Origin of the sequence: Pseudideonella sakaiensis (assembly GCF_048320135.1) — a bacterium.
GTDB classification, from domain to species: domain Bacteria; phylum Pseudomonadota; class Gammaproteobacteria; order Burkholderiales; family Burkholderiaceae_C; genus Ideonella_A; species Ideonella_A sakaiensis_A.
In genome coordinates this window covers 3,762,409-3,787,872 of the sequence record NZ_CP182947.1, presented here as the reverse complement: position 1 = coordinate 3,787,872, position 25,464 = coordinate 3,762,409, and the positions used below count along the sequence as shown (strand labels likewise).

Annotated in this window: 23 protein-coding genes and 1 tRNA gene; 16 read left to right on the top strand and 8 right to left on the bottom strand. The window is 63.6% G+C overall.

Annotation, left to right across the window (positions count from 1 at the left end; all coding sequences use genetic code 11):
- The first annotated feature begins 10 nt into the window (after positions 1 to 10).
- From ACNH6H_RS17275 to ACNH6H_RS17255, 5 genes are all read left to right on the top strand, one after another.
- On the top strand, positions 11 to 1,399 hold the full coding sequence (locus ACNH6H_RS17275; RefSeq protein ID WP_418319395.1) for an acyclic terpene utilization AtuA family protein: 1,389 nt from the start codon (positions 11 to 13) through the stop codon (positions 1,397 to 1,399).
- Positions 1,392 to 1,700: a DUF4387 domain-containing protein gene (locus ACNH6H_RS17270; protein WP_418319394.1), complete on the top strand. Its 309-nt coding sequence runs from the start codon at positions 1,392 to 1,394 to the stop codon at positions 1,698 to 1,700. The genes ACNH6H_RS17275 and ACNH6H_RS17270 overlap by 8 nt, the downstream gene beginning before the upstream one ends.
- A 39-nt stretch (positions 1,701 to 1,739) precedes the next feature.
- Entirely contained in the window at positions 1,740 to 2,717 is a 978-nt protein-coding gene (locus ACNH6H_RS17265; RefSeq protein ID WP_418319392.1) for a Bug family tripartite tricarboxylate transporter substrate binding protein, read from the top strand.
- Between the two features lie 698 nt (positions 2,718 to 3,415).
- A complete protein-coding gene (locus ACNH6H_RS17260) occupies positions 3,416 to 4,408 on the top strand; it encodes a DUF2971 domain-containing protein (RefSeq protein WP_418319390.1) in 993 nt (330 codons plus the stop codon).
- Positions 4,409 to 4,493: 85 nt separating this feature from the next.
- Positions 4,494 to 5,288, top strand: a complete 795-nt coding sequence (locus ACNH6H_RS17255) for a hypothetical protein (protein ID WP_418319389.1) — start codon at positions 4,494 to 4,496, stop codon at positions 5,286 to 5,288.
- Between the two features lie 396 nt (positions 5,289 to 5,684).
- Here the strand turns inward: ACNH6H_RS17255 and ACNH6H_RS17250 are convergent, their stop codons facing one another.
- Entirely contained in the window at positions 5,685 to 5,843 is a 159-nt protein-coding gene (locus ACNH6H_RS17250; RefSeq protein ID WP_418319388.1) for a hypothetical protein, read from the bottom strand.
- An 817-nt stretch (positions 5,844 to 6,660) separates the two neighbouring features.
- On the opposite strand from ACNH6H_RS17250, the gene ACNH6H_RS17245 reads away from it, so the two are divergent.
- Both ACNH6H_RS17245 and ACNH6H_RS17240 read left to right on the top strand, forming a co-directional pair.
- A complete protein-coding gene (locus ACNH6H_RS17245; protein WP_418319386.1) occupies positions 6,661 to 7,527 on the top strand; it encodes a phage integrase N-terminal domain-containing protein in 867 nt (288 codons plus the stop codon).
- Between the two features lie 3 nt (positions 7,528 to 7,530).
- The gene (locus ACNH6H_RS17240) at positions 7,531 to 7,752 is read left to right on the top strand and encodes a hypothetical protein (protein WP_418319385.1); all 222 of its coding nucleotides are present in this window, start codon (positions 7,531 to 7,533) and stop codon (positions 7,750 to 7,752) included.
- 69 nt (positions 7,753 to 7,821) lie between these two features.
- Here ACNH6H_RS17240 and ACNH6H_RS17235 read toward each other — a convergent pair whose 3' ends face one another.
- From ACNH6H_RS17235 to lgt, 5 genes are all read right to left on the bottom strand, one after another.
- Positions 7,822 to 9,069 (bottom strand): hypothetical protein, encoded by a 1,248-nt coding sequence (locus ACNH6H_RS17235; RefSeq protein ID WP_418319384.1) that lies wholly within the window; start codon positions 9,067 to 9,069, stop codon positions 7,822 to 7,824.
- Positions 9,070 to 9,218: 149 nt separating this feature from the next.
- The gene (locus tag ACNH6H_RS17230) at positions 9,219 to 10,505 is read right to left on the bottom strand and encodes a tyrosine-type recombinase/integrase (RefSeq protein ID WP_418319383.1); all 1,287 of its coding nucleotides are present in this window, start codon (positions 10,503 to 10,505) and stop codon (positions 9,219 to 9,221) included.
- A 143-nt stretch (positions 10,506 to 10,648) separates the two neighbouring features.
- Positions 10,649 to 10,723: transfer RNA gene (locus tag ACNH6H_RS17225), tRNA-Val, on the bottom strand.
- A 49-nt stretch (positions 10,724 to 10,772) separates the two neighbouring features.
- Positions 10,773 to 11,495, bottom strand: a complete 723-nt coding sequence (gene dnaQ, locus ACNH6H_RS17220; protein ID WP_418319382.1) for a DNA polymerase III subunit epsilon — start codon at positions 11,493 to 11,495, stop codon at positions 10,773 to 10,775.
- Between the two features lie 6 nt (positions 11,496 to 11,501).
- Entirely contained in the window at positions 11,502 to 12,311 is an 810-nt protein-coding gene (gene lgt, locus ACNH6H_RS17215; protein WP_418319381.1) for a prolipoprotein diacylglyceryl transferase, read from the bottom strand.
- Positions 12,312 to 12,451: 140 nt separating this feature from the next.
- On the opposite strand from lgt, the gene ilvD reads away from it, so the two are divergent.
- From ilvD to ACNH6H_RS17195, 4 genes are all read left to right on the top strand, one after another.
- Entirely contained in the window at positions 12,452 to 14,143 is a 1,692-nt protein-coding gene (gene ilvD / locus ACNH6H_RS17210) for a dihydroxy-acid dehydratase (protein WP_418319380.1), read from the top strand.
- Positions 14,144 to 14,240: 97 nt separating this feature from the next.
- On the top strand, positions 14,241 to 15,998 hold the full coding sequence (locus ACNH6H_RS17205; protein ID WP_418321385.1) for an ABC transporter transmembrane domain-containing protein: 1,758 nt from the start codon (positions 14,241 to 14,243) through the stop codon (positions 15,996 to 15,998).
- 155 nt (positions 15,999 to 16,153) lie between these two features.
- Positions 16,154 to 16,816 carry an OmpA family protein gene (locus ACNH6H_RS17200; RefSeq protein WP_418319379.1) on the top strand — a complete coding sequence of 221 codons (663 nt, stop codon included), beginning with the start codon at positions 16,154 to 16,156 and terminating at the stop codon, positions 16,814 to 16,816.
- Between the two features lie 65 nt (positions 16,817 to 16,881).
- Positions 16,882 to 17,772, top strand: a complete 891-nt coding sequence (locus ACNH6H_RS17195; protein ID WP_418319378.1) for a thymidylate synthase — start codon at positions 16,882 to 16,884, stop codon at positions 17,770 to 17,772.
- Between the two features lie 855 nt (positions 17,773 to 18,627).
- Here the strand turns inward: ACNH6H_RS17195 and ACNH6H_RS17190 are convergent.
- Complete coding sequence (locus ACNH6H_RS17190; protein ID WP_418319376.1) at positions 18,628 to 19,485, bottom strand: alpha/beta fold hydrolase; 858 nt, start codon at positions 19,483 to 19,485, stop codon at positions 18,628 to 18,630.
- Between the two features lie 278 nt (positions 19,486 to 19,763).
- Between ACNH6H_RS17190 and ACNH6H_RS17185 the strand changes: the two genes are divergently transcribed.
- From ACNH6H_RS17185 to phaC, 4 genes are read left to right on the top strand one after another with little or no spacing between them, the layout of a single operon-like run.
- Positions 19,764 to 21,329 (top strand): class I adenylate-forming enzyme family protein, encoded by a 1,566-nt coding sequence (locus ACNH6H_RS17185; RefSeq protein ID WP_418319375.1) that lies wholly within the window; start codon positions 19,764 to 19,766, stop codon positions 21,327 to 21,329.
- Entirely contained in the window at positions 21,329 to 22,090 is a 762-nt protein-coding gene (locus ACNH6H_RS17180) for an SDR family NAD(P)-dependent oxidoreductase (protein ID WP_418319373.1), read from the top strand. Before ACNH6H_RS17185 ends, ACNH6H_RS17180 begins: the two co-directional genes overlap by 1 nt.
- On the top strand, positions 22,087 to 22,938 hold the full coding sequence (locus tag ACNH6H_RS17175; RefSeq protein WP_418319372.1) for a poly(R)-hydroxyalkanoic acid synthase subunit PhaE: 852 nt from the start codon (positions 22,087 to 22,089) through the stop codon (positions 22,936 to 22,938). The genes ACNH6H_RS17180 and ACNH6H_RS17175 overlap by 4 nt, the downstream gene beginning before the upstream one ends.
- Positions 22,935 to 24,185, top strand: coding sequence for a class III poly(R)-hydroxyalkanoic acid synthase subunit PhaC (phaC, locus tag ACNH6H_RS17170; protein ID WP_418319370.1), 1,251 nt, complete (start codon positions 22,935 to 22,937; stop codon positions 24,183 to 24,185). Before ACNH6H_RS17175 ends, phaC begins: the two co-directional genes overlap by 4 nt.
- A 22-nt stretch (positions 24,186 to 24,207) precedes the next feature.
- Here phaC and ACNH6H_RS17165 read toward each other — a convergent pair whose 3' ends face one another.
- On the bottom strand, positions 24,208 to 24,495 hold the full coding sequence (locus ACNH6H_RS17165; protein ID WP_418319369.1) for an OB-fold nucleic acid binding domain-containing protein: 288 nt from the start codon (positions 24,493 to 24,495) through the stop codon (positions 24,208 to 24,210).
- Positions 24,496 to 24,662: 167 nt separating this feature from the next.
- On the opposite strand from ACNH6H_RS17165, the gene ACNH6H_RS17160 reads away from it, so the two are divergent.
- Entirely contained in the window at positions 24,663 to 25,421 is a 759-nt protein-coding gene (locus ACNH6H_RS17160; RefSeq protein WP_418319367.1) for a glycosyltransferase family 2 protein, read from the top strand.
- Positions 25,422 to 25,464: the final 43 nt, after the last annotated feature.

Here is a 25,464-nt window from a genome sequence, read left to right as displayed (position 1 = left end):
AGGATGACCGATGAATAAGAACGAACAAGTCACCATTGTCCTGGTGCCCATCGGCGCGCTGGGGCTTGGCGTCGGTGAAGGCGATGTCGAACGCGGTATCGCAGCCGGCGCCCATGCGATCGCGTGCGATGCAGGCTCTACCGACAGCGGACCCGCCTACCTCGCGCAGGGTGTCGCGAAATATTCGCGCGCGGCGGTGAAGACTGACTTGGCGATCCTGATGCGCGCCCGCGAGAAGGCCGGCATTCCATTGCTGATTGGATCCTGCGGCACATCAGGCTGTGACAAGGCGCTCGACTGGACCCGCGACATCGCACTGGAGATCGCGCGCGAGCACGGCCTGTCTCCGCGGATCGCGGTGCTGTATTCCGAGCAGGACCCGCAACAGATCGCGGGCAGCGCAGCCGAGGGCAAGATCGCCCCGCTTGCACCGATGACGTCTGCGGCGCCGGAACTGTTCAGTTCGTGCGAGCGCATCGTCGCGCTGATGGGGCCAGAGCCTTATGCCGCTGCGCTCGAAGCGGGAGCGGACATCGTGCTCGGTGGCCGCACCACCGACACCGCCGTGCTGGCAACGGTTCCGTTGATGCGTGGTGCCGGCGCCGGTCCGGCCTGGCACGCGGGAAAGGTCGCCGAGTGCGGGGCACTGTGCACCACGCGGCCGCGCGAAGGTGGCGTGCTGATTCGCGTCGGCCGCACCAGCTTCGACATCGAGCCGTTGCGCCCCGGCAACCGCTGCACGCCGCACACCGTATCGGCGCACATGTTGTACGAGAACAGCAACCCGTTCATTCTCGTCGAGCCGGGCGGCGTGCTCGACGTGTCGAATGCAAGCTACACCGCACTCGACGACCACCGCGTGCGCGTCACCGGTTCGGTCTTTTCGCCCCGTCCTTACACGATGAAGCTCGAAGGAGCTGCAAGCGGAGGCTGGCAGACGCTGATGCTGGTCGGCATCCAGGATCGCCGCGTGTTGGCCGACATCGACGGCTTCCTCCAGAAGATGCACCACGTGCTGACGCAACGCGTGCAATCGGCGATGGGTGTTGCGGCGGGCGACTTCCACATCTCGCTGCGCCCATACGGCTGGAACGCCGTCAGCGGACTGCCGGTGCCGGCGCACGTGGTGGCGCCGCCGGAGATCGGGCTGATGTTCGTGGCCACTGCCGGGACCCAGGAGCTCGCAACCCAGATCGCAAAGACCTGCAATCCGTGGTTCTTCCACCTCCCGGTCGACGAGAACCAGGAACTGCCGAGTTATGGCTTCCCCTTCTCGCCGGCCGAGCTGGAACGCGGACAGATCTTCGAGTTCAAGCTCAACCATGTGGTGAGCGTGACCCATCCACTGGAGCGGGTGCGCACACAGTTCGTTCAGTTCGAGGAGCCCGCCCATGCCTAGCTTGTCCGAGGTCTGCCACGACATCCGTTCGAAGAACGCCGGCCCGTTCTGGATCACGGTAGATCTGTTTTTCCATGGCCGCGAGGCATTCGACCGCTACGCGCAGACAAGTCTTCTGCAGCCGCAGGCACTGGCCAAGGTGTTCGACGTCCAGGCCGAACAGGTCGGCTGCTATCCGGTACCCGAACTGTGCGTGCTGAAGATCTCTTATCCGCGCAAAGACCCGCAGGGTGGAATGATCGAACGCGATCTGCATGGCGGCCAGCAGTTTGCCAGGCTCGTCGATATCGAACTCGGCTGACCGCCCGCCCAGCCCACCCGTCACTCCAAAGGAATCTCGATGACCATCACCCGCCGCAGTCTCGTCGTCCTCGCCTGCACCGCAACCTGGTGCGCTTCTTCCGCATACGCGCAGACGTCGTCAAAGTACCCAACCAAACCGGTCAAGTTCATCGTCCCGTTCGCGCCCGGCGGCGGCACCGACGCAATGGCCCGGCACATCGCGCAGAAGCTCAACGAGAAACACGGCTACACACTCGTCATCGAAAACAAGGCGGGCGTGGGCGGCAACCTGGGCGCCGAAGCAGCACTGCGCGAACCGGCGGACGGCTACACCTTCCTCGTGATTTCGAGCAGCTATGCGGTGAACGCCGTTCTCAACAAGCCTTCGTTCGACCCGCTCACAGGCATCGAGCCCGTCATCCAGTTCACCCGCGAACCAGTGGTGCTGGCGGTCGGCGCGAGTACGCCCTACACGACCGTAGCCGAGCTCGTCGCCGCGGCCAAGAACACGCCTGACAAGGTGGCGTTCGGTTCGTCGGGGAACGGCGGTCTCTCGCACCTGGCCGCCGAATATTTCAATGCCCTGTCCGGCATCAAGATCACGCACGTGCCGTACAAGGGCACCGGTGCGGCGCTGATGGACCTGGCTGGCGGCCAGATCCAGATGCTGATGGCCGGCAACACCTCGTTCATGCCGCTCGCCAAGGCTGGCAAGGTGCGGGTCCTCGCAGTGGGCGCGCCGCAGCGCCTGCCGACGCTGCCGAACGTGCCTACGTTCGCCGAGGCAGGCCTGCCCCAGTTTCGCGCCGACATCTGGCACGGCCTCGTCGCGGCAAAGGGCACGCCGCCCGAGATCGTTGCCAAGATGAATGCGGATATCAATGCCGTCCTGCAGTCGCCAGAAGTCCAGACCCGGCTCCGGCAGGACGATGTAACACCGGCAGGTGGTCCCCCTCAACCGTTCGCCGAAACCATCCGCTCGGACATCGAGCGCTGGCGTACTGTCGTCAAACAGTCGAATATCAAGATCGACTGAGGGCGAGACGCATCTCATCCCGTCCTCGACGTGCTGCTGACAGAGCCTCGAACGCAGTGTCCTGTGCAGACCATTTGTTGGTGGCGGTGCAGGGTTTTTATCTCGCGCGCAAGCTGTTGATTACAAATACATCTTGTCAGTGCAGTTGCCCTCTTCTGCCCCCATATATGCCCCCAGCGGAATAACCGCGACACCTGCCGCGCGCACCCACAGTAGGATGTACAGCTTCTGGCATTTGCTTATTTCCGTTGCAGCTCTGCCAGCAGCATCTAGACAGGAAACGGCAGGTCATTACGGGCGGGGCCCGCAGGCCAGAGCCACAGGAATCGGGTAGTCGGTCAGCGATCGTTCTTGTGGGCCGGCAATCGACCCGTAGCCGACGTTCGCTCCTCCTAGAACAGTTCATCAATCGCACTCGCGCCGGCTCAAAGCAGTTAGTGCGCCAGCGGAAACTTCGTCCATCTGATGTTGCACCGGCGGCCAGCGCGCATCATGATTGCGGCCGACACGCACGATTGATCACTCGTGCACCCCGATGCTACTAGCGGCGGGGGCGCCTATTCCATTACTTGCGATGTAGGGACCTCACCGCACAGTACGGTAAATCGGTCTGTTGCAAAATCCCTGGCGGCCATCTACGCACGTCCTGTGAAGCAGATTGATCTGCTCAGGATTCAGATGCCGGGATACCATACCTTATGAGCGAATCGAAACAATCCAAATTGGCCGAAAAGTTTAGGGGTGCTCTCTGGAGCGACTTTGATGACGAGCAAAACTTTCCCACTGCTAGACCGCTACTCGCGCATTACTCCTCCGTCGCCGTCTTGGAACACATTGTTCAAGCTGAAGAGGTTTGGATGTCCAACCCTCTTTTCATGAACGATTTGGAGGAAATGAGGTTCGGTATGAACGCGGGGGCTACCGAGTTTCGCAGCAACGTAGAACTAGCCGCTGCCTGTGGCAACGCGACGACTCATGCAAGATTAATACGCATTTTTGACGAATACTTCAGAGCCTTCGAAGAACGGCACGCCCTCGACACGTACGTCCTGTGCCTCTCAGAGCATGAGGAAGGCAATCAAGATGGACTACTCTCTATGTGGCGAGGATACGGAGCGAATGCAGGCGGGGCAGCGATAGTATTCGACACCTCTAAGCTACAAGCAGACCAGAACATGCCATTTGTTGTCGCAAGGGTCGACTACGCGACCGGGGACGAGCGCCTAATTTGGATATCGGACAAGATTAAGGCCATCGCACAAATCTTGGCAAGTGGTGACAAGAAAGAAGAAGATTTAACGGCTGCAGCGTGGATCTGGCTTGAACGCCTTAAGTTGTTCGCTATTTTCACCAAGCACCCGGGCTTTAAAGAAGAACGGGAGTGGCGAATTGTCTATTACAGTGATCGTGATATCGGAGACAAATTCAAGACGATGCTGGGTTATTTGATCACGCCTCGCGGAGTTGAACCCAAGCTCTCGTGGTCTACCAAGAGCTTGATCGTATCGTACATACAAATGACTTCAACCATAGCCGGGTCGATCAACTTCGCGTCCGACTGTCGCGCTGGATTAGTTCATCTTCCCTTCCATCCGCGGATGTTGCAAATCTTTTGGCTGAAATCGCTTCGGCGCCCGTCCTCGCGTTCCGTCCGATTCTCTGGAAACTTGACCTCTCCAAGATCCATGTAACGCGCCTGATCAGCCTCGGTCAATTCCCAGATGAGTATCAGGTGAGTGACCTAATCGCCGGTGAAATCCTAGTCATGGTGCCTTGATGAACGCTGACGTTATCCAACTCTTCTCGCTTGTCGGATTGCGAGCTCTCGCGGAATACGACGCAGCGGAGTATCGACGTGTTACCGATCTGTCTCGGAACGAGCTCGACGAAAAAATTCGGCAACTGCAGTTGCTTGCGGCGAACGAACCACTGCTTGCTGAAGTCCTCGCCCGAATGTCCGAGTTCGATTTGATACAGGGCGAGTCACGTAGTCAGACGGAACTGTCGTTCTTGCTAAAGCAACTGAGCAATTCCTGCCTGCAGCGTGCGCAACAGCTGGCCCTGCTCCAAGGACGGATTGCGCGAAGCGAAGACCCCGGAATTCAGCAAGCACGCGCGGTGGTCCGCGACACCGAGCCTCCGACCACCACCTCGCCTGGAGGTGAGGAGTTTGTCAAGCTGGCTGCGATGCGCTTGCTGCGGACTTTGCCCGCGTACGCCGCCGAATTCAACGTTCGTCTCAAGAATGTGGAAGTTGATTGCCTCCTAAGGCCTGCTGACTCGCGGCTGCCGGTGGTCTTCATCGAGGCCAAAGTAGCGCTTCGGAACGAAGATGTGCTCAAGAGCGCTGTTTCCCAACTCAAGAAGGCATCTTCAGGTTGGGGCAAGGGTGCCCTGCAGGTGGTTCTAACAACCACAGTTGACCAATCCTTGCGTCGTTCAACAATCGGCGGGCGAGCCGGCGAGCCCTACCTGCTTGTCTATGACCAAGAGTCCAACGACTTTGTCAACGACACAAGTGAGAAACAGCTCGTGGACGCTGTACGGAGAGTACAAGACGCTTTGCCGTGAACCAGCAACCTGGCGGGATTGCCATTTCAGAGTCAATGACAAGGAGCGTCGGTTCGGCACGAAGCGGTCCACCATCAAAGCCCGTTGTCCGGCGGCGTGACACGTCCCCGAAGTCCAGTCCGTCTGAGCGAAAACCGGCAACTGCGACGGGCGAGCAACACGTTGGCGCGCTCGACTGACCGAAATCAGAGCCAGATCCAGAGGTGATCCCGAAATCCCCCCAAATTCCCCTTGATATCGACGGGCCGTATGAACTGGCCGGTCGCAGACTGGTGCTTCTCCCAGGGCCCCTTCCCTTCGCCCCTCGCGGGCGCAACAACAGGGACACGCCGATGTCGGCCGTCGCAGTTCGTTACCTGCCTTGGAGTTCTCGTGAGACTTGATCTCACCGAGCGATTACGGCGTTCTGTCGCCGTTGTCTTTGAAGCGGGCAGCGATCGCCCGCGAAACAGTGCGCATTTCGGCATCGATTTCGCGGGCGAATGTTTCGTTGACCTGGTTGCGCCTTGAATTGAGGTGCAGCCCGAGCCACACTGATGGTTCTTCCGCGGGCATCGCGTCCGCAAGACCTTCACTACCTGCATTGCCAGGCTCAAGGCCAGTTCGCTGGCGCCGCAGTCGTTAACTGCACTGAGAGACTACTCGCACAAGGCGAGCCCGAGAGCTATACCGATCTGCGAAGGCAGACAGGCGTTCTGGTGCGGGACTCACGTCCCCAAGAGAGCCGAGGCTTTGATGGCCCGGATGACTGGCTCATTGCCTGAGCCAGTCCGAGAGGCGAGAGATCGCCACCTGCCCAGCGCCTTGAGCCTGGGCATGAGCCAGCGCTGTGAAAGCGCTGCGCGTCGTCACTGGAAGCCTGCGCTGACAGTGACGACGCTGCTAACCCCTTGAGTGGTCTTGCGAAAGCTGGTTCTCCCGGCAGTGACGCGTTGAAGTGACGTGCAAATCGCGGCTCTGTCCGCGTGGAGTCTCGGCCCTTTGCGGCCCGTGTTCCCCAGGGCCTTGAGCCCTCATGTGCGGTGCGGTGATGACCCGCATCCGTGTCTCCGCAACAGCCAATGGCTCGACGTTGGCAGCCGCCTGATCCCTGACAACGGATCACCAGACGTGTGCAAGGCACACCCCGTGGACCCCGGGTTATTGGTCCCCGCGCGCGATGTGCCAACAGGTACGAAGCGCGGTGCCAAGAGGCGGTGCAACGCCGGCAGCTGTAAAGCCATTGCACACAACGGGAGTGGTGTCCCGCGTCCCTCGTGATTCTCGGTCGCTGCGGCGGTCGGGATGGACAGAAACACTTACCTGAACGCTTCACACCACACACGAATTTTGGATCGACGACAAGGAAACGGATCGAGAAGGGAGACGACGCATGCGCGACCTCAATCACGACTTCAAGCAGCTCGGCCAACGCAACCGCGATGGTTCGTTCCAGACACAGCACGACCGCGAAAGCATCCTGAGCCTGGCCGCCAACCAATTGGCCGAGGGCGGTTTCCGGCTTCTTCGTGCGCAGGGACTGCGAACGAAGCATGTCGAGCACCTGGTCAATCGCTGGCATGCCGAACAGATTTCGGCCGGCACCTTCAAGAACCGCATGAGCGCCTTGCGATGGCTGGCCGAGAAGATCGACAAGCAGAACATCGTCGCACGCGACAACGCGGCCTATGGCATCGCCGATCGGCGACACGTGAGCAACGAATCGAAGGCGACAGAACTCGACGGCGACAAGTTGGCGAAGGTTTCAGATCCGTATACGTCGATGTCGCTGCAGCTGCAGGCCGTGTTCGGTCTGCGGCGCGAGGAAAGCATCAAGCTGAGGCCGGACTGGGCAGACCGCGGCGACGTGTTGCACCTCAAGGCCAGTTGGACAAAGGGCGGCAAGGAGCGCCATGTGCCGATCACCAGTGAGACGCAGCGAGACCTCTTGAACGAAGCCAAGGCGCTCGCTGGCAAAGGCAGCCTGATCCCGGTCGAGATGTCGTACCGGGATCAGCTGAACCGGTTCAAGGCGCAGACCGCGCGGGCCGGCATCGACCATGTCCACGGGCTGCGACACGCGTACGCGCAAACCCGCTACGAGGAACTGACGGGATGGAAATCACCGGCAGCCGGCGGACCAACCTCGAAGCAACTGAGCCCTGAACAAAAGGCAGTGGATCGAGAAGTGAGGTTGACCATCTCACGCGAACTCGGCCACGAGCGCGAGCAAATCACCGCGATTTACGTCGGGAGATGAGCCATGGCAAAAGCAAAAGAATCTTTCCAGCTGCCTGACGATCTAGCTGCCGCATCTTTGATCGACGCGAAGACCTGCGCGGCGATCGGCTCGATGGGGACGAGTTGGTGGTTTGCGGCGGTTCGCGATGGCCGAGCGCCGGCACCGGCATTCCGTGCTGTGCGTGCGACGCGGTGGCGCCGCTCAGAGGTCCTGGAGTTCTGGCAGACCTACGGAATCCGATGATCGATCCCTACCCCCCCGAAATTGAAGGCTTGCGCCTTCAGCATCCACCAGCAACAGGGAACTTGGCCTTCAGCCGAGAAATTTCAGCGCCCTGCGTGCCGTCGCAACAATCGAACGAAGCTCTTGCTTGTCAGAGGGCAGATCCAAAAAGCGGTTGGCCTCGTCGATAGACTTGAATCCTCCTCGATTGCGAAGATGAAAGCGGATCAAAGAGCGGAAAAAGTCGAGGAGCTGAAAGCAATGAAGACGCGCGTCTTCCGAACTTGTACCGCTATGAATGTTGGCATTTCGATACTCTCTAAGGTGCTCCATCACCTGTCGCTGATACTCCGTTTCCTTGTACAGAAAGGCGCAGCGTCTGACGACCTTGTCGTAGTCGCCTTGGCCAATTCCGCTTGCGGTAGCCGATTCCAGCGCGCTCCACAAACGAACGAATGCAACATCCGCATCCGACTCGTCGAGCGCGCGGGTACCGCGCAGGATGGCGGATACAAGTCGCTTGCTATATGGCGAAGCCGCGAGGCGCCGCAATACGTCTCGCTGTGCCTTTAATAGGAGGCTCGCGTCCTTCGGTGTATATGGGTGAGCGGGCGAGAAATTTGGTTCATACCAGAACTGTGATTCGGACACCAAGCTGCCGTCCGGATGATGAACCGTATGTTGATTGCCGAGTCGGATTAGGTTGATTGGTTTGCGGGGCGGGTTCCCACCCAAGGGGATCTCAAAGCCTGGGTTGCAATATAGACACCAGATTCCCCGCAACAAATCCAGCGCATCGAGAGCCTTAAGGGCAGCCGCACGCGGAGACTTCGCCTTGATTCGGACCAGTACCTTCGTGTACGTCGGCGGAGTTGCCTCCATTGTTGCGGACCTGGGATCCTGCAGAACAGTTTCCCTTGACTTCCTGAATCGGGAGGGATAGTCACCCTGAAGCAATCGGATCTTTGCGCCGTTGACTGTATGCATCGGCGGGAAGCTCGGCACCGATATCGACAGCGCTGTGAGCATTACAAAGTCTTCATCGAGCTTCGACAGCTCTCGTTTGAGCGCCGCGTTTAGCGCCGCCAAGAACGTCGCTGAAGTCAACTTTCCCTTTGCAGAAGCAAAGGACCTACTGATGAGGTGAGAAACGTCTAGATGTTCGGCGGCGTCGGGGAAATCCAGCATCGACCTTATGATTGGGACCGACATCTCGAAGCTACCGAAAGCTACGAAACTGACCTTGCCGTTTGCACCGACGGTTCTCTCCGAGTCGACTTCGGCAAGGATGATTTCCGGTTTGAATCGGCCAGGTTTGTTCTTCCAGGATGCCGGCATATGGTCCCCTAAGCCTACGATATAGACGCGACATTGTCGGGTCGCTTATCCGGCTGCTGACCGCACCCATGAGCGCGCCGCGAAACCTTCCGAAGTTCAACGGTCGACAGAAGACGGGAAAAGGCCCCTAAGTAGCAGACGGACGATTCTCAGACTGCCTTGATCGGAATGACCTGCGCGCCTTCGCGCAACCGTTCGAGGTAGTCCGCCCATTTCTGCATCATCTGGCGCCGCTGAGCCAGGTACTGGGCTCGATCGTAGGCAGCGCCCAGTGGCCCTTTCTTGCCGTGCCCCAGCTGCACCTCTATCCACTCCGGGTCGATTTCCGGCAGCTGCTCCCGGATCATCGTGCGCGCCATCGCGCGAAAGCCGTGGCCGGTCATTTCGTCGGTGGCATAACCCAGGCGCCGCAGCGCTGCGTTGAGCGTCACGTCGCTGATCGGCCGAGAGCGGGTACGTTGACCCGGGAAGCAATAGTTGCCCGCAGCGGTGAACGGCTGCAATTCGCGCAGGATGGCCACGGCCTGCGACGCGAGAGGAACGATATGCGGCGCACCGGTTGCCTTCTCCTGCTTCGTGCGCTTCATCTCGGCGGCGGGGATCGACCATTCGCCGGCATCAAGATCAAGGTGCGCCCACTGCATTGCCCGAAGGTTGCCCGGTCGCTGGAAAAGCAAAGCCGCCAGCTGCAGCGCGGCCCGTGTGCCTGGATGGCCTTCGTAGCTGTCGATGGCCCGCAGCAACTCGCCGACTGTCTTCGGCTCAAGGATGGCGGCATAGTGCTGTTTGATCGGTGTGGGCAGCGCCTCGCGCAGATCCGGGGTCGGGTCTCGTTGCGCATACCCGGTGGCGATGGCGTATCGCATCACCAGGCCGATGGTCTGCTTGACGCGGTGTGCGGTATCCAGGGCATCGCGGGCTTCCACCTTACGCAGCAGGTTCAGGATGGCCGGCGCGCTGACCTCGTTCGACGGCAACGTGCCGATCCACGGGAAGACGTCGCGTTCGAGCTGGATCCGGCTGCGCTTCGCGTATCGGGGTGACACGGTGGGCTCGTGGGCTTTCGCCAGCCATTCGCGGGCGACGGCCTCGAAGGTGCCCGGCAGCGGCTCGCCTGCCGCGGTCAGCGCCGCGACATGGGCGCGAGCCACCTCGGCCGTCTTGGAAGCCTTGCGGGCGTCACTGGGGTCGGCGCCGTTCGCCAGCAGAGCCCGGGCCTCGGCGCGTCGCTTGCGCGCGTCGGCCAGGCTCACATCCGGATAGACACCCAGCGCCAAGCGCTTCTCCAAGCCGCCGATCCGGTACTTCAACCGCCAGTACTTGCTCCCGTTCGGGTGCAGCTCCAGGTACAGGCCGCCACCATCGGCGAGCTTGCGTGATTTGTCGGTCGCTTTCGCTTTGCGGACCGCCGTGTCAGTGAGCTTGTCGTTTGCCATGACTCAGTTGCCCATCCGGATGCCCACACCGCTGGGGGCAGATTCAAGTGAATCCATGCGGACCCATGCGGAAACAAAAAAGCCCCAGGTCGTTGATTTACCTGGGGCTTTTGGTGTTTTGCGGTCTCTTGTGGAGCTTGTTCTGGTGGGCGGTGCAGGGTTCGAACCTGCGACTTCCACCGTGTGAAGGTGGCACTCTACCGCTGAGTTAACCGCCCGGTATCCGGGTGTGTGCGGCGCCGTTGCAGCGCCTTGCGGAGCCCGGGATTATGCCACAGCCGGCGCCGGCTGCTCGAGCGCGCGCCAGCGCGTCTTGCCCGAGCTTGCCTTGTCGATGCCGGCAAGCACCGCCTCGTGTGCTGCGAGTTCGGCCTCATCGGCCAGGATCACCGGCAGCCGGTAGACCGAGAAATCGATCGCCGCGATCGCCAGTTCGCCGGCGCCGGCGTCACCGGCGTCGATCGCCAGCGTATTCTGGCCACGGGTCAGCCGGATATAGACCTCGGCCAGCAGGCCGGCATCGAGCAGCGCGCCGTGCAGCGTGCGGTTGCTGTTGTCGACCTCGAGGCGCCGGCACAAGGCGTCGAGCGAATTCGACTTGCCGGGAAACATCTCGCGCGCCATCGTCAGGCTGTCGCTGACCTTCGCGACGATGCTGGCGAATGGCGGCCGGCCGAGGCGGCGCAGTTCGGCATCGAGAAAACCAATGTCGAAGGCGGCGTTGTGGATGATGATCTCGGCGCCGGCGCAGAACTCGAGCAGTTCGTCGGCGATTGCCGCAAACAGCGGCTTGTCGGCCAGGAATTCGTCGGTCAGGCCGTGCACCTTGACCGCATCCTCGTGGCTCGAACGCTGCGGATTGATGTAGCGGTGCAGGTTGTTGCCGGTCGGCCGCCGGTTCACCATCTCGATGCAGCCGATCTCGATGATGCGGTCGCCCGCTTCCGGGCTCAGGCCGGTGGTTTCGGTATCGAGAAAGATCTGTCGCATCGTTGCTCAGGTGAATCGCGGTTCGTCGCGGCGGGTTGCCCAGGTCCACATCAGCACCCCGGCGGCGAACACCGGGATGCTCAGCCACTGCCCCATGCTCATGCCGAGTGCGAGCAGGCCGAGAAAACCATCGGGCTCGCGGAAATATTCGGCGACAAAACGCAGCAGACCATAACCGGCAAGGAAAGCGCCGGATACCTGGCCGAGCTTGCGCGGCTTGCGGGCATACAGCCACAGCAGCACGAACAGCAGCAGCCCCTCGAGCGCAAACTGGTACAGCTGCGACGGATGGCGTGGCAGCTCGCTGCCCGACTGCGGAAAAACCATCGCCCACGGCAGCGACGGATCGGCCGCGCGGCCCCACAACTCGCCATTGATGAAATTGCCGATCCGTCCCGACGCCAGACCAGTCGGCACACACGGCGCGATCAGGTCGGTCACTTCGAGAAAACGCCGCTTGCGGACAACCGCATACAAGGCCATCGCCGCCAGCACGCCGAGCAGCCCGCCATGAAAGGCCATGCCGCCCTTCCAGACGGCGAAGACCTCGAGCAAATTGTCGGCGTAATAACCCGGCTTGTAGAAGATCACATAACCGAGCCGCCCGCCGATCACGACGCCGAGCACGCCGTAGAACAGCAGGTCCTCGACATCGGCACGCGTCCAGCCGGCCTGCGCATATTGCGGCTGGCGGGTGCGCAGCACGGCAAGCCACAGGAACAGGCCGAAGGCGACCAGGTAGGTCAGGCCGTACCAGTGGATCGCGACCGGGCCCAGTTGCAGCGCGATCGGGTCGAATTGGGGATGGACGAGCATGGATTGGGCCCGCAAACGGGCGGCTGCAGGCGCTGGAAAAGCGACTGATCATAAGGTGCCCGTGCCACAGCCAGATATCATCGACATCCCCCGCCGGGAGCTGGCGCCCCGGCATGTCACACCCAGCTGGACTGCCCATCATGGAAATCAACCGTCGCTCGAAAAACATCACCGAGGGCGTGGCGCGCGCGCCGAACCGCTCGATGTACTACGCCATGGGATACCAGGAAGGCGACTTCAAGAAGCCGATGATCGGCGTCGCCAACGGCCACTCGACGATCACGCCATGCAATTCCGGCCTGCAAAAGCTTGCCGATGCCGCAGTCGAAGGCATCAAGGCCGCCGGCGGCAACGCCCAGATCTTTGGCACGCCGACGATCAGCGACGGCATGGCGATGGGCACCGAAGGCATGAAATACAGCCTGGTCTCGCGCGAGGTGATTGCCGACTGCGTCGAGACCTGTGTCGGTGGCCAGTGGCTCGACGGCGTGCTCGTCGTCGGCGGCTGCGACAAGAACATGCCCGGCGGCATGATGGGCATCCTGCGCGCCAATGTGCCGGCGATCTATGTTTATGGCGGCACCATCCTGCCCGGCCGCTACAAGGACAAGGACCTGAACATCGTCAGCGTGTTCGAGGCGGTCGGCGAATTTACAGCCGGCAAGATGAACGAGGAAGATTTCTGCCAGATCGAGCGCCGCGCGATCCCCGGCAGCGGCTCCTGCGGCGGCATGTACACCGCCAATACGATGAGCTCGGCCTTCGAGGCGCTCGGCATGAGCCTCCCTTTCTCGTCGACGATGGCGAATGTGCACGACGAGATCGTCGGCAATGCAAAGGAAGCCGCGCGGGTGCTGGTCGAGGCGGTGAAGAAGGACCTGAAGCCGCGCGACATCGTCACGAAAAAGTCGATCGAGAATGCCGTTGCGGTGATCATGGCGACCGGCGGCTCGACCAATGCGGTGCTGCACTTCCTCGCGATCACCCACGCGGCCGAGGTGGAGTGGACGATCGACGACTTCGAGCGCATGCGCAAGAAGGTGCCGGTGTTGTGCGACCTGAAGCCGTCCGGCGAATTCCTCGCCGTCGACCTGCACCGCGCCGGCGGCATTCCGCAGGTGATGAAGACGCTGCTCGCAGCCGGCCTGCTGCACGGCGACTGCATGACGATCACCGGCAAGACGATCGCCGAGAACCTGGCCGACATTCCGGACGTGCCGCGCGCCGACCAGAAGGTGATCCGGCCGATCGACAAGCCGATGTACGAGCAGGGCCACCTGGCGATCCTGAAGGGCAACCTCGCACCGGAAGGCTGCGTAGCGAAGATCACCGGTCTGAAAAACCCGGTCATCACCGGCCCGGCACGCGTCTTCGACGACGAGCAGTCGGCGCTGAAGGCGATCATGGACCGAAAAATCAAGCCCGGCGACGTGATGGTGCTGCGTTATCTCGGCCCGAAGGGCGGCCCGGGCATGCCGGAGATGCTGGCGCCGACCGGCGCCTTGATTGGCCAGGGCCTCGGCGAATCGGTCGGCCTGATCACCGACGGCCGTTTCTCCGGCGGCACCTGGGGCATGGTGGTCGGCCATGTCGCGCCGGAGGCCTATGCGGGCGGCGTGATCGCGCTGGTCAACGAAGGCGACAAGATCACGATCGACGCGCACAAGCTGCAACTCGAACTGCACGTCGACGATGCCGAACTGGCGAAGCGGCGCAGCGCGTGGAAGGCGCCGGCACCACGCTACCTGCGCGGCGTGCTGGCGAAGTTTGCGAAAAACGCGTCGAGCGCCAGCACCGGTGCGGTGCTCGACCGCATCGATCACATTGAGTGATGCAGCAAATGCGGCCGCCGCCGAGGCGGCCGCATCGGTCAAGGGCAAGCCGTCTGCAGGGGCTGCCGCCCGCGCCCCGGCAAAAAGCGCCCGCTCGCTGAGCGGGCTGCTGCCGTTCCTGCGGCCGTACCGCGGCCGCATCGCGCTGGCAGTGCTGTTCCTGGTGCTGGCTGCGGTCAGCACGCTGATCTTTCCGATCGCGCTGAAATCGCTGATCGACGAAGGATTCATCAGTGCCGATCCGGGCGAGCGGCTGCTCGCGATGCGCGAGCATTTCCTAGCGCTGTTCGCGGTCGGAGCCGCGCTCGGCTTTTTTTCGGCGGCGCGTTTCTACATGGTCAGCTGGCTCGGTGAACGCATCACCGCCGACCTGCGCACCGCGGTTTATGCACACGTCGTCACGCAGAGCCCGGAGTTTTTCGAGACCACGCAGACCGGCGAGGTGCTGTCGCGGCTGACGACCGACACGACGCTGGTGCAGACCGTCGTCGGCTCCAGCCTCAGCATGGGCCTGCGCAACATGGTGATGGCATTCGGCGCGATGCTGATGCTGGTGATCACCAATCCGGTCGTGATGTCGCAGGTGCTCGGCATCCTGATCCTGATCGTGCTGCCGTCGCTGTATTTCGGCCGCCGCGTGCGCAAGCTCAGCCGCGCCAGCCAGGACCGCGTCGCCGATTCGAGCGCGATCGCCGCCGAAGTGCTGAATGCGATTCCGGTCGTGCAGAGTTATACGCAGGAGAAGCGCGAGGCCGCCCGCTTCGAACAATCGACCGAAAGCGCGTTTGCCACCGCGATCAGCCGCACGCGGATGCGCTCGCTGCTGGTCGGCTTCGTGATCACCGCGACTTTCGGCGCGTTGCTGTGGGGCCTGTACCAGGGCACGCAGGCGGTGCTGCGTGGCGACATCAGCGCCGGCCACCTCGGCCAGACCGTTGTGTATGTGATCATCCTGGTCAGCGGCGTTGCGGTACTCGCCGAGGTCTACGGCGACCTGCTGCGCGCCGCCGGTGCGACCGAACGGCTGATCGAGCTGCTGGCGACCGAATCACCGATTGCCGAGCAAGCGGCGGCGCGCTCGCTGCCGCCGACCCGTGGCGGCTCGGCGGTCGCGATCGACCATGTCGGCTTCCGATATCCGTCGCGGCCGATGCAGCCTGCGCTGATCGATTTCAGCCTGCAGGTGCAGCCCGGCGAAACGGTCGCGCTGGTCGGCCCGAGCGGCGCCGGCAAGAGCACGGTGTTCCAGCTGCTGCTGCGGTTCTACGATGCCGCCGAGGGCAGCGTGTCGATCGACGGCGTGCCGGTGCGCGAGGCGTCGCTGCGCGAATTGCGGCAACGGATCGGCATCGTGCCGCAGGACAGCGTGATCTTTTCGGCCGATGCGATGGAGAACATCCGCTACGGCCGCCCCGACGCCAGCGACGACGAGGTGATCGCCGCAGCGCGCGCGGCCTATGCCGACGGCTTCATCCAGGCCCTGCCCGACGGCTACAAGACCTTCCTCGGCGAGCGCGGCGTGCGCCTGTCCGGTGGCCAGCGGCAACGCATCAGCATCGCCCGCGCGATCCTGAAGAACCCGCCGCTGCTGCTGCTCGACGAGGCGACCAGTGCGCTCGATGCCGAAAGCGAGCGCATGGTGCAGGCCGCACTCGAGGCGGCCATGCAGGACCGCACGACGCTGGTGATCGCACACCGGCTGTCGACGGTGCAACGGGTCGACCGCATCATCGTGATGGAAGCCGGCCAGATCGTCGAGCAAGGGACCCATGCCGAGCTGAGCGCGGCCGGCGGGCTGTATGCACGGCTCGCGTCGTTGCAATTTACTGAAGGCGGCTTGCGCGACTCTGCGTAGGACAAAGCCTGCATCGATTGCTGCTGCCGACCGATGGTGATCGGCTCGGATCGTGCGCAGACTCGTGGCTTGCATCAGAACCAACCCGGACAACCAAGGCTCAGACAGTCTCGTTTGTCCAGTGTGTCCACTGATTTGTCCACGCAGGAGCCCATATGAATACATTTCGTTTCAATCCGTCACGCCTTGCAATGACTGGCCTCGTCGCCAGCGCCGTCGTCCTTGCTGGCTGCGCCGACATGAGTGAGCGCCAGAAAGGCACTGCAACCGGTGCCGGCATCGGGGCCGTCGCCGGCGCCGCGATCAGCTCGATGACCGGTGGCAAGGCGGGCACCGGTGCTGTAGCCGGTGGCGCGGTCGGCGCGGTGGTCGGCAACATCTGGTCGAAGCGCCAGGAAGAACGCCGTCAGGCGATGGAACAGGCGACCCGCGGCACCGGCGTCGAGGTCAGCCGCACCTCGGACAACCAGCTGAAACTGAACATCCCGAGCGAGGTCAGCTTCGATACCAACAGCGCTGCGATCAAGCCGCAGATGCGCTCGGTGCTCGATCCTTTTGCCGCCAGCCTGCGCGACGATCCGTCGGTGCGCATCGACATCGTCGGCCACACCGACAGCACCGGCAGTGACGCGATCAACAATCCGCTGTCTGTCGACCGTGCGCAGAGCGTGCGTGACTACCTGGCCGCGCGTGGCGTGTCGCCGTCGCGCATCAATGTCGAAGGCAAGGGTTCGTACCAGCCGATCGCCGACAACAGCAGCGAATCCGGCCGGGCGAAAAATCGCCGCGTCGAGATCTATATCGCCGAACGCGCCTGACCGACGAGCCGGTCAGCCATCAGGCTGAGACAATAGGGGCAGTTTCGACTGCCCCTTTTTTACTGATGACGACCGCCTCCCTCGCGGAACCGACCGGATCCGACGCCGCCGATGGCAGCAGCTCCAGCCACGACGGCCGATCCGATCAATACGAACAATTTGCACGCCACGTGCTGAATCACGGCGTCGCGAAAGGCGACCGCACCGGTACCGGAACGACCAGCGTCTTCGGCCACCAGATGCGCTTCGACCTGTCGACCGGTTTTCCGCTGGTGACGACGAAGAAGGTGCACCTGAAGTCGATCATCCTCGAACTGCTGTGGTTTCTGCGCGGCGACGGCAATGCGCGCTGGCTGCAGGAGCGCGGCGTGACGATCTGGAACGAATGGGCCGCGCCCGATGGCGACCTCGGCCCGGTCTACGGCGTGCAGTGGCGCAGCTGGCCGACACCCGACGGCGGCCACATCGACCAGATCGCCGAGGTCGTGAAGACGTTGAAGACCAACCCCGATTCGCGCCGCATCATCGTCAGCGCCTGGAACGTCGCCGACCTGCCGAAGATGGCGCTGATGCCGTGCCACGCGTTTTTCCAGTTCTATGTCGCACCGGCCACCGAGCCCGGCGGCCGCGGCAAGCTGAGCTGCCAGCTCTACCAGCGCAGCGCCGATATCTTCCTCGGCGTGCCGTTCAACATCGCGAGTTATGCGCTGCTGACGCACATGCTCGCGCAGCAATGCGACCTCGACGTCGGCGACTTCATCTGGACCGGCGGCGACTGCCACATCTACGACAACCACCGCGAGCAGATCGCGCTGCAGTTGTCTCGCGAGCCCTACCCCTACCCGACGCTGCAGATCAAGCGCCGGCCAACATCGATCTTCGATTACGAATACGAGGATTTCGAGGTGGTCGGCTACCAGCACCATCCGGCAATCAAGGCGCCAGTGGCGGTGTGAATCCGGCGGACCGAGCCGACTGTCCGCCTGTATCGAGTGGGTGACTGATATCGGCCCGGAGCGGCCGTTGATTTCGCTGGCTGGGCTGACTTTGTGGGAGGGGCTTCAGCCCCGATTCGGGCTTTTGCACGACTGCGAATCGGCTCGCACAGAGGCGAGAGCAAAGGCGCGGGCGGGCGGCCGCTTGCGCTTAGATGCTTGCCCTCGCGCCGGGCGCTCGGGTCCCCTGCGATGCTCGGTCTTGTGGCCCGTCGCGGAAACTCGCTGCACTCGCTTCGCTCGTTGCGCTCAAACAGTCCGCGACAAGCCAGTTGTTGATGCTCGCTGCGCTCGCGGGCCACAAGCCCTGCGCTTCTCGGCTGCGCATATGCGCGCCAGCAGCCACCCGCCCACGCCTTTGCGCACCCACCGAAACATTCGACGAAGCGCATCATCGTTGCAGCGCGGCAGGCGGTTCCCGGGCGGGGCGATTTATGCGGCGGCGAGAAGCGGAGGTTCAGGGTAGGCGAGCGCAGCGAGCATCAACAAACATGCTCGCGGCGGTTGTCCGAGCGCAGTGAGCGCAGCGAACGTAGCGAGTTCCGCCGCGCGACCCTGGACCGAGCATCGCAGCGCAGTCCGAGCGCCAGCGAGGACCGCCGCATCATGAGCCACGACCGGGCGCCGCCTGCCGCGCCGCTCGGTCTTGGCATGCGGTTTGAAGGGCATGCGCGCAGCCAAGATCCCGAATCGGGGCTGAAGCCCCTCCTACAAAAGTCAGCCCCGCGCAAAAACAACGGCCGCTAAGGGCCGTTGGCAGCAGCTTGTGCCGTGATCAATTTCTGGCCATGCGCGAGAGCCACGGGGAGCAGCTTTCTACTTTTGCAGCCACTCCAGCACCAGCCGCGTCACCTCGGCCGGCTTTTCGCGCTGCAGAAAATGGCCGGCACCAGCAACTTCTTCGTACCTGTACTCGCCGGCGAAATGTCGGCCCTGATCGTGCATCAGTTCGGCGCGCAGATCGTCGGCGCCGCACAGCGCCATCGTCGGCACGGTGATCGGCCGCTCGATCAGCGGGGTCAGATGGGCCAACGCCGGGTCGGCCTTGTGCGGGTCGAGCATCGCACGGTAGTAGCCGAGCGTGGCGGTCAGCACACCGGGGCGCGCGAGCATTGCCTTCACGTCGGCGATATGGGCGGCGTCATCATGGCCAGGGCTGGTCCAGTAGCTCCACAGGTAGTCGATGAAGGCACCGTCGTTGTCGAGCAGCGCGCGCTCCGGCAGATCAGGGAGCTGGAAAAACCACCAGTGGAACGAGCGGTGCACATGCTTCGGGATCAGCATGCTTTTGGCCACTTCGGCAGGATGCGGCACGGCCATCAGCACCGCCCGGCGGACCTGTTCCGGAAAGGCCGCCAGCACCGCATACGAAATGATCGCGCCCCAATCCTGGGCGACCAGGTGCGCCGGCTCGCCACCGCCGAGCACGCGGATCAGTTCGACGACATCAGTGACCAGTGTCTTCTTGTCGTAATAGCCGCCGGCCGGTATCGCGGTCGGGTGGTAGCCGCGCAGGAACGGTGCCACCACCCGGTATCCGGCGTCGGCCAGCGCCGGCATCTGGTGGCTCCAGGTGTGCGCGCTGTCCGGAAAGCCGTGCAGCATCAGCACCAGCGGGCCGCTGCCCTGCTCCAGATAGGCAAAGTCGAGGCCGTTGGCGTGGACGTGTTTCATGGGTGTCGTGATTCGAAGCAGACGGGAGCCGACAGTCGGGGCTGGCGCAGGCACCGGGTCATTACCAAGGTGCCGTCAACGCCGCCGAAGTATATAAATCACGTTGCAAGAGTTGGTGCTGGCGACCGCCGATGGGTCACGACTCGGGCCGTGCCCGCCCCGGCCGGAAGTGAGGTACGAATGAACGCAGTGGATCACAGTGGGCTGGGCGGTTCCGTCGCCGCGGCGCAACCTCCCGGTACTGGCCGGCGCTTCTCGGCAATGCCGCGGAGGCAGCGGTGAGGCCGGTCCTGAACCTCGGCGAAATCGTCGCCGCACACGCCCGGCTGATGCCCGACAAGATCGGCACGCGCGACTCGCAGCGCGCGATGACGTTCAGCGAGTGGAATCGCCGGTCCTGCAAGCTCGCCAATGCGCTGCTCGACCTCGGCCTCGAAAAAGGCGATCGTGTCGCGTTGCTGGCATACAACCGGGTCGAGTGGATGGAGCTGTACATCGCGCTCGCAAAGGCCGGCCTGGTTGCAGTGCCGATCAATTTCCGGCTGCTGACACCCGAGATCCAGTACATCGCCGAGCACTGCCACGCCAAGGCCATCGTCGCGCAGGACGAGCTGGCCCCGCAGGTCGAGCCGCTGCGCGGCCGGCTGTCGATTGCCGACAAGGCCTGGATCCACATCGGCGACAACACGCCAACGCATTGGACTGCCTACGAGGCGCTGGTCGAGGGTGGCGAAGCCAGCGAGCCACAGCTCCCGGTCGGGCCGCTCGACCCCTGGGCACTGATGTATACGTCCGGGACGACGGGCAAGCCGAAGGGCGCGATCCGCAACCACGAGGGCATGGCGCTGATCGCGCTGGTCACCGCGCTCGACATGGGACTGACGCGTGACGACACCGCGCTGCTGGTGATGCCGATGTGCCATGCCAACTCGCTGAATTTTGCATCGACCTTCAGCTACATCGGCGCAACCGTCGTCGTCGACGACCGCAAGAGTTTCGACCCGGAGGCGCTGCTTTCAACGATGGCAACACAGCGGATCACATTCACGTCGCTGGTGCCGACCCACTACATCATGGCGCTCGGGCTGCCGCCGGAGGTGAAGGGCAAATACGACGTCAGCCGTGTCCGCAAGCTGATGATCAGCTCGGCGCCGGCGCGCAAGGACACCAAACTCGCGATCCTCGACCATTTCAAGAATTCCCAGCTCTACGAGTTGTACGGCTCGAGCGAGGCCGGCTGGGTGACGCTGCTGCGGCCCGACGAGCAGATCGACCACCTCGGCTCGGTTGGCCGCGAATGGACCGGGTCCGGGCCGGTGAAGATCCTCGACCCGCAAGGCAACGAAGTGCCCGACGGCGAGGTCGGCGAGCTTTATTCGTGCACGCCCTACACCTTCGACGGCTATCTGAACGACCCGGCGAAGACCCGCGAGGCGATCCGCGACGATGGCTACTGCAGCGTCGGCGACATGGCGCGCCGCGACGAGCAGGGCTATATCCACCTCGTCGACCGCAAGAGCAACATGATCATCAGCGGCGGCGAGAACATCTACCCGAGCGAGCTCGAAAACATCCTCGGCCGCTACCCTGGGGTGAAGGATGTCGCGGTTGTCGGCGTGCCGCACGAGAAGTGGGGCGAGGCGGTGCACGCGGTGATCGTGATGCACCCTGGCCAGTCCGCGGCCGAGAAGTACGTGCTCGACTGGTGCCGCGACAAGATGGCCGGCTACAAGCGGCCACGGTCGATTTCCTTCGTCGATGAAAGCGAGATGCCGCGCACCGCGACCGGCAAGATCCTGCACCGCGTGCTGCGCGACACGCTGGCCGGGAAAGGATCTGCCTGATGAACCTCAGCCTCGCAGGACAGGTTGCGCTGGTGACCGGCGCCAATGGTGGCCTTGGCGCGCACTTCGCCGAAACGCTGGCAAAGGCCGGCGCCAAGGTCGCCCTCGTTGCGCGCAGGGTCGACTCGCTGGCAGAAGTCGCCGCGCGCATCCGCAGCGCCGGCGGCACGGCCCATGAGCTCGCGCTCGACGTCACGCGCCGCGACAGCGTCGTCAGCGCCTTCGACGACGCGGCACGCGCGCTCGGCCCGGTCACCGTCGTCGTCAACAACGCCGGCATCGCGGTCACGAAGCCGCTGCTCGAGCACACCGAAGAGGATTGGGAGCAGGTCGTCGGCGTCAACCTGACCGGCGCCTGGCGTGTTGCGCAGGAAGCGGCCCGCCACATGGTCAGCAACAAGACCGGCGGCAGCATCGTCAACATCGCGTCGATCCTCGGCCTGCGTGTCTCGGCGCAGGTGCCGAGTTATGTTGCGTCGAAGGCAGCGTTGATCCAGCTGACAAAGGCGATGGCGCTCGAACTGGCGCGGCACAAGGTCCGCGTCAATGCGCTGGCACCGGGTTATGTCGAAACCGGCATCAACCGCGAATTTTTCGACAGCGACGCCGGCCAGGCGCTCGTCAAGCGCATCCCGCAGCGGCGCGTCGGCAGCCCCACCGAGCTCGACGGCGCGCTGCTTTTGCTGGCGTCGGATGCCGGCTCATATGCCACCGGATCGGTCTTCGTGCTCGACGGCGGCCAACTCGTCAATACCTTATGAACGGCTACGATCCGGCGCACGGCGCAAAGGCAGTTTACGAATTCTGGCTGTCGCTGATCCCGCAGTTCATCAGTCCGTTCGGCGCCGCACTCGGCGCCCGGCAGCAAGAGCCGATCACCGGCAACAGCAAGCTGCCGTTTCCGGTCGATCAGATCGAAAAGGCGGCGCAGATGATGCAGCAATCGCTGGCGGCCTTTGCGCAGGCGGCCGCTCCGTCACAGGATGGCCCGGCGTCAGCGGATCTGCTGACCCGCTGGGCCGACGCGATCAATACGCAGCAGGCGTCGGGCATCGGATCGATCGCGAAAGCCTGGAGCGAGTTGGGCCGCCGGGGCGGCTGGCCGACGAAGGACGAACTCGAGACATCGTTCAACCGCACCTACGGCGCACTGGCCGACGCATTCGGCCTCGGCTCGATGCGTGGCTTGCAGCGCGAGTGGCAGCGGCTGCTGGAGGCTGCAACGGCCTACGAGCAGGCGCGTGCGACGTATGCACTGGCCGTCAACTCGGCGCTGACCGCCGGCTATGGGCGCCTGTTGCAGCGGCTTGCCGGCAAGGCCGAGGCTGGCGAGCGCATCGACAGCGTCTTCGCACTGCTGAAGTTGTGGGCGGTCTGTACCGAGGAGGCGGTACACGAGGCGCTGCAGTCCGATCGCGGTCTTGCCGCGACGGCGGCACTGACCCGCGCATCGCTGGCCTACCGCAAGGCCTTGCAACAGTTGTCGCGGCACACCACTGACAGCCTCGCGCTGGCCAGCCGCAGCGACCTCGACGAAGCCTTTCGCGAGATCCAGGCCTTGAAGCGCGAGGTGCGGCAATTGCGTCGGCAACAAGGAACTGAACAATGACCAGCAGCAGCAGCAAACCGATCGACCCGGCGCTGGTCGCCCGTGCTGCCGCTGCGCTGGCGATCACCCCTGCGACGATCGCGAAGGAATTGGCCGACGCCCAGGGCAAGCTGCACCGCGGCTTCCGCCGGCTGGCCGAGATTTCCGAGGACGATCTGGCGATCGCGACGGTGCCGCGCGACGTCGTCTGGCGCGAGGACATGGTCACGCTGTTCCGCTGCAGGCCGGAAGCCGGTGCGAAGCCGCAGGGCGTGCCGATCCTGATCACCTATGCGCTGGTCGGCCGCTACCAGATGATCGACCTCGAGGCCGATCGCTCGCTGGTGCGCAAGTTGGTCGCGAGCGGCTTCGACGTCTTCTTCATCGACTGGGGTCTGCCGGGCCGGGCGCAGCGCTTCCTGACGATCGACGACTATGTATCGGGTTATATCGACAGCTGCGTCGATGTGATTCGCCGCCTGTCGGGCCAGCCGAAAATCAACCTGCTCGGCGTCTGCCAGGGCGGCGTCTTCTCGACCTGTTATGCGGCGCTGTTCCCGGACAAGGTGCGCAACCTCGCGCTGACCGTCACGCCGATCGATTTTCACGGCGACCAGAAAGAGCCGCAAAGCGGCTCCGGCTACATGAACCAATGGAGCCGAAGCCTGAGCCCGCAGGATATCGACGACCTCGTCGAAGCCTACGGCTCGGCGCCCGGCGCGATGGTCGGCTTCGCCTTCCTGCTGATGAACCCGATCAGCAACCTGACCAAATACACGATCGACCTGATCGATGTGCTCGACGACGACGCCAAGCTGCTGAGCTTTTTGCGCATGGAACGCTGGATCGCCGACCGCCCCGATCACCCCGGCGAAGTGCTGCGGCAGTGGTTCAAGGACCTCTACCAGGGCAACAAGCTGATCCGCAACGAACTCGAGCTCGGCGGCCGCACGGTAAGGCTCGACGCCATCACGATGCCGGTGCTGAACATCTACGCGACCGGAGACACCGTCGTGCCGGTCTGCTGCACGAAAGGCGTCGGCGAACACTTCGGCAGCAAGGACTACACCGAGGTGGCCGTGCCCGGTGGCCACATCGGCACCTTCGTCGGCGGCAAGGCACAGAAGGTGCTGGCGCCGACGCTGGCGGAGTGGTTTGGGAAGCGGGGCGAGGCGGCGGCACCTGGCGACCTGCCGGCCACGGCGCCCGGCGTAGCGTCAGCGAGGCGTAGGGCGCCGACCACAATGCGCGAGCGGTCCGCGGGCTGAGCCAGTGCTGCGTCAGTGAATCTCACCTGAAATCCCGACTCCGGCTGACCAGCCCGCCGAGCAGCTCGGTGTGGTCGATCAGCTTGCCGGCAGCAAGGTGGGCGCCTTCGCGCTGCCAGCGGCCGAGCACCGTCAGCAGTCTTGCGGCCAGCAGCGACTTGCGCTGCGCCGCGGCAACCGCCGGCCAGACGTTCACGTTGATCGAGCCGGTATCGTCCTCGAGCGTGACGAAGACCGTGCCCTTCGCGGTTTCCGGGCGCTGGCGATGGGTGACGATGCCGCTCGCGCGCACGAGGTGGGCTTCGACCACCACTTGAAGAAGCCGATTGATCCGGACGTGCTGCTCGAGCTGAGCGCGGCGCTGCCAGTGCGCTGATCGCGAGCGACGCGCGCGGACCGCCGAACTGCCCGCCGCCGCCGCCGCATTTCCGGCGATCGCGCCGGCGCCAACGGCCCGACACTGCGGTCGTGACCCAAATGAAGATGCTGTCGATCGTCGTGCCGACCTATCGCAGGCCGCAGACCCTGGAACGCGCGCTCGCGAGCGTCGCCGCCGCGACGTCGACGGTGGCCGCGGACCGCGAGGTGATCGTTGTCGACGATTGCGCCGACGGATCAGGTTTCGACCTCGCGCGCCGGTTCGGCGCCCGCTATGTCTGCAAGGCGGGGCAGCAGCGCGGCCTATCGGCCAGCCGCAACATTGGCCTCGCGCTGGCGGGCGGCGCCTTCGTCACGTTCCTCGACGACGACGATTTCTTCAACCCGGGCGGCCTCGACGCGTTGCTGGCCGGCGCCGCCGGCCACGAAGGCATCGTGTTCGGTAACCACAGCACGTTCGACACCGAGCGGCGCACGGTCCACAACCTCGCCGCCCTGACGCTCGACCACCTGCTGGTCTGCAACCGGATCCCGGTCGGCGCGTACCTGCTGCGCCGGGCCGCGGTGGCCGGCACCTTCGACGAACGACTGCGCAGCCATGAGGACTGGGAGTTCCTGCTGCGGCAGGCGACCCGGCTGCCCCTGCGCCACGTCGCGTTCGACGTCGTCAGCATCGACAAGACCGCCAATGCGACGACGTCAATGCAGGCCCGGCGACGACGCCTGTTCTGGCTCGACTTCCTGTCGATCTACGCGCGCTTCCCGGCCGCGCACCTGACCGAGCATCGCAGCGCGATGATGACCGGCCTGGGGCTGCAGATGCCGCCGGAAATGCTGCGCTTCGCCGACGAGATCTGACGGCGCGCGCGCGATATCCACGTCCCGAGGACCCTTTCCATGC

Coding starts and splice junctions, on each gene's coding strand:
- ACNH6H_RS17200 (WP_418319379.1), top strand. CDS start 16,154: ATGAATACATTTCGTTTCAATCCGTCACGCCTTGCAATGACTGGCCTC.
- ACNH6H_RS17265 (WP_418319392.1), top strand. CDS start 1,740: ATGACCATCACCCGCCGCAGTCTCGTCGTCCTCGCCTGCACCGCAACC.
- ACNH6H_RS17245 (WP_418319386.1), top strand. CDS start 6,661: ATGCGCGACCTCAATCACGACTTCAAGCAGCTCGGCCAACGCAACCGC.
- ilvD (WP_418319380.1), top strand. CDS start 12,452: ATGGAAATCAACCGTCGCTCGAAAAACATCACCGAGGGCGTGGCGCGC.
- ACNH6H_RS17260 (WP_418319390.1), top strand. CDS start 3,416: ATGAGCGAATCGAAACAATCCAAATTGGCCGAAAAGTTTAGGGGTGCT.
- lgt (WP_418319381.1), bottom strand. CDS start 12,311: ATGCTCGTCCATCCCCAATTCGACCCGATCGCGCTGCAACTGGGCCCG.
- ACNH6H_RS17240 (WP_418319385.1), top strand. CDS start 7,531: ATGGCAAAAGCAAAAGAATCTTTCCAGCTGCCTGACGATCTAGCTGCC.
- ACNH6H_RS17230 (WP_418319383.1), bottom strand. CDS start 10,505: ATGGCAAACGACAAGCTCACTGACACGGCGGTCCGCAAAGCGAAAGCG.
- ACNH6H_RS17160 (WP_418319367.1), top strand. CDS start 24,663: ATGAAGATGCTGTCGATCGTCGTGCCGACCTATCGCAGGCCGCAGACC.
- ACNH6H_RS17190 (WP_418319376.1), bottom strand. CDS start 19,485: ATGAAACACGTCCACGCCAACGGCCTCGACTTTGCCTATCTGGAGCAG.
- phaC (WP_418319370.1), top strand. CDS start 22,935: ATGACCAGCAGCAGCAGCAAACCGATCGACCCGGCGCTGGTCGCCCGT.
- ACNH6H_RS17235 (WP_418319384.1), bottom strand. CDS start 9,069: ATGCCGGCATCCTGGAAGAACAAACCTGGCCGATTCAAACCGGAAATC.
- ACNH6H_RS17270 (WP_418319394.1), top strand. CDS start 1,392: ATGCCTAGCTTGTCCGAGGTCTGCCACGACATCCGTTCGAAGAACGCC.
- ACNH6H_RS17175 (WP_418319372.1), top strand. CDS start 22,087: ATGAACGGCTACGATCCGGCGCACGGCGCAAAGGCAGTTTACGAATTC.
- ACNH6H_RS17180 (WP_418319373.1), top strand. CDS start 21,329: ATGAACCTCAGCCTCGCAGGACAGGTTGCGCTGGTGACCGGCGCCAAT.
- dnaQ (WP_418319382.1), bottom strand. CDS start 11,495: ATGCGACAGATCTTTCTCGATACCGAAACCACCGGCCTGAGCCCGGAA.
- ACNH6H_RS17275 (WP_418319395.1), top strand. CDS start 11: ATGAATAAGAACGAACAAGTCACCATTGTCCTGGTGCCCATCGGCGCG.
- ACNH6H_RS17250 (WP_418319388.1), bottom strand. CDS start 5,843: ATGCCCGCGGAAGAACCATCAGTGTGGCTCGGGCTGCACCTCAATTCA.
- ACNH6H_RS17255 (WP_418319389.1), top strand. CDS start 4,494: ATGAACGCTGACGTTATCCAACTCTTCTCGCTTGTCGGATTGCGAGCT.
- ACNH6H_RS17195 (WP_418319378.1), top strand. CDS start 16,882: ATGACGACCGCCTCCCTCGCGGAACCGACCGGATCCGACGCCGCCGAT.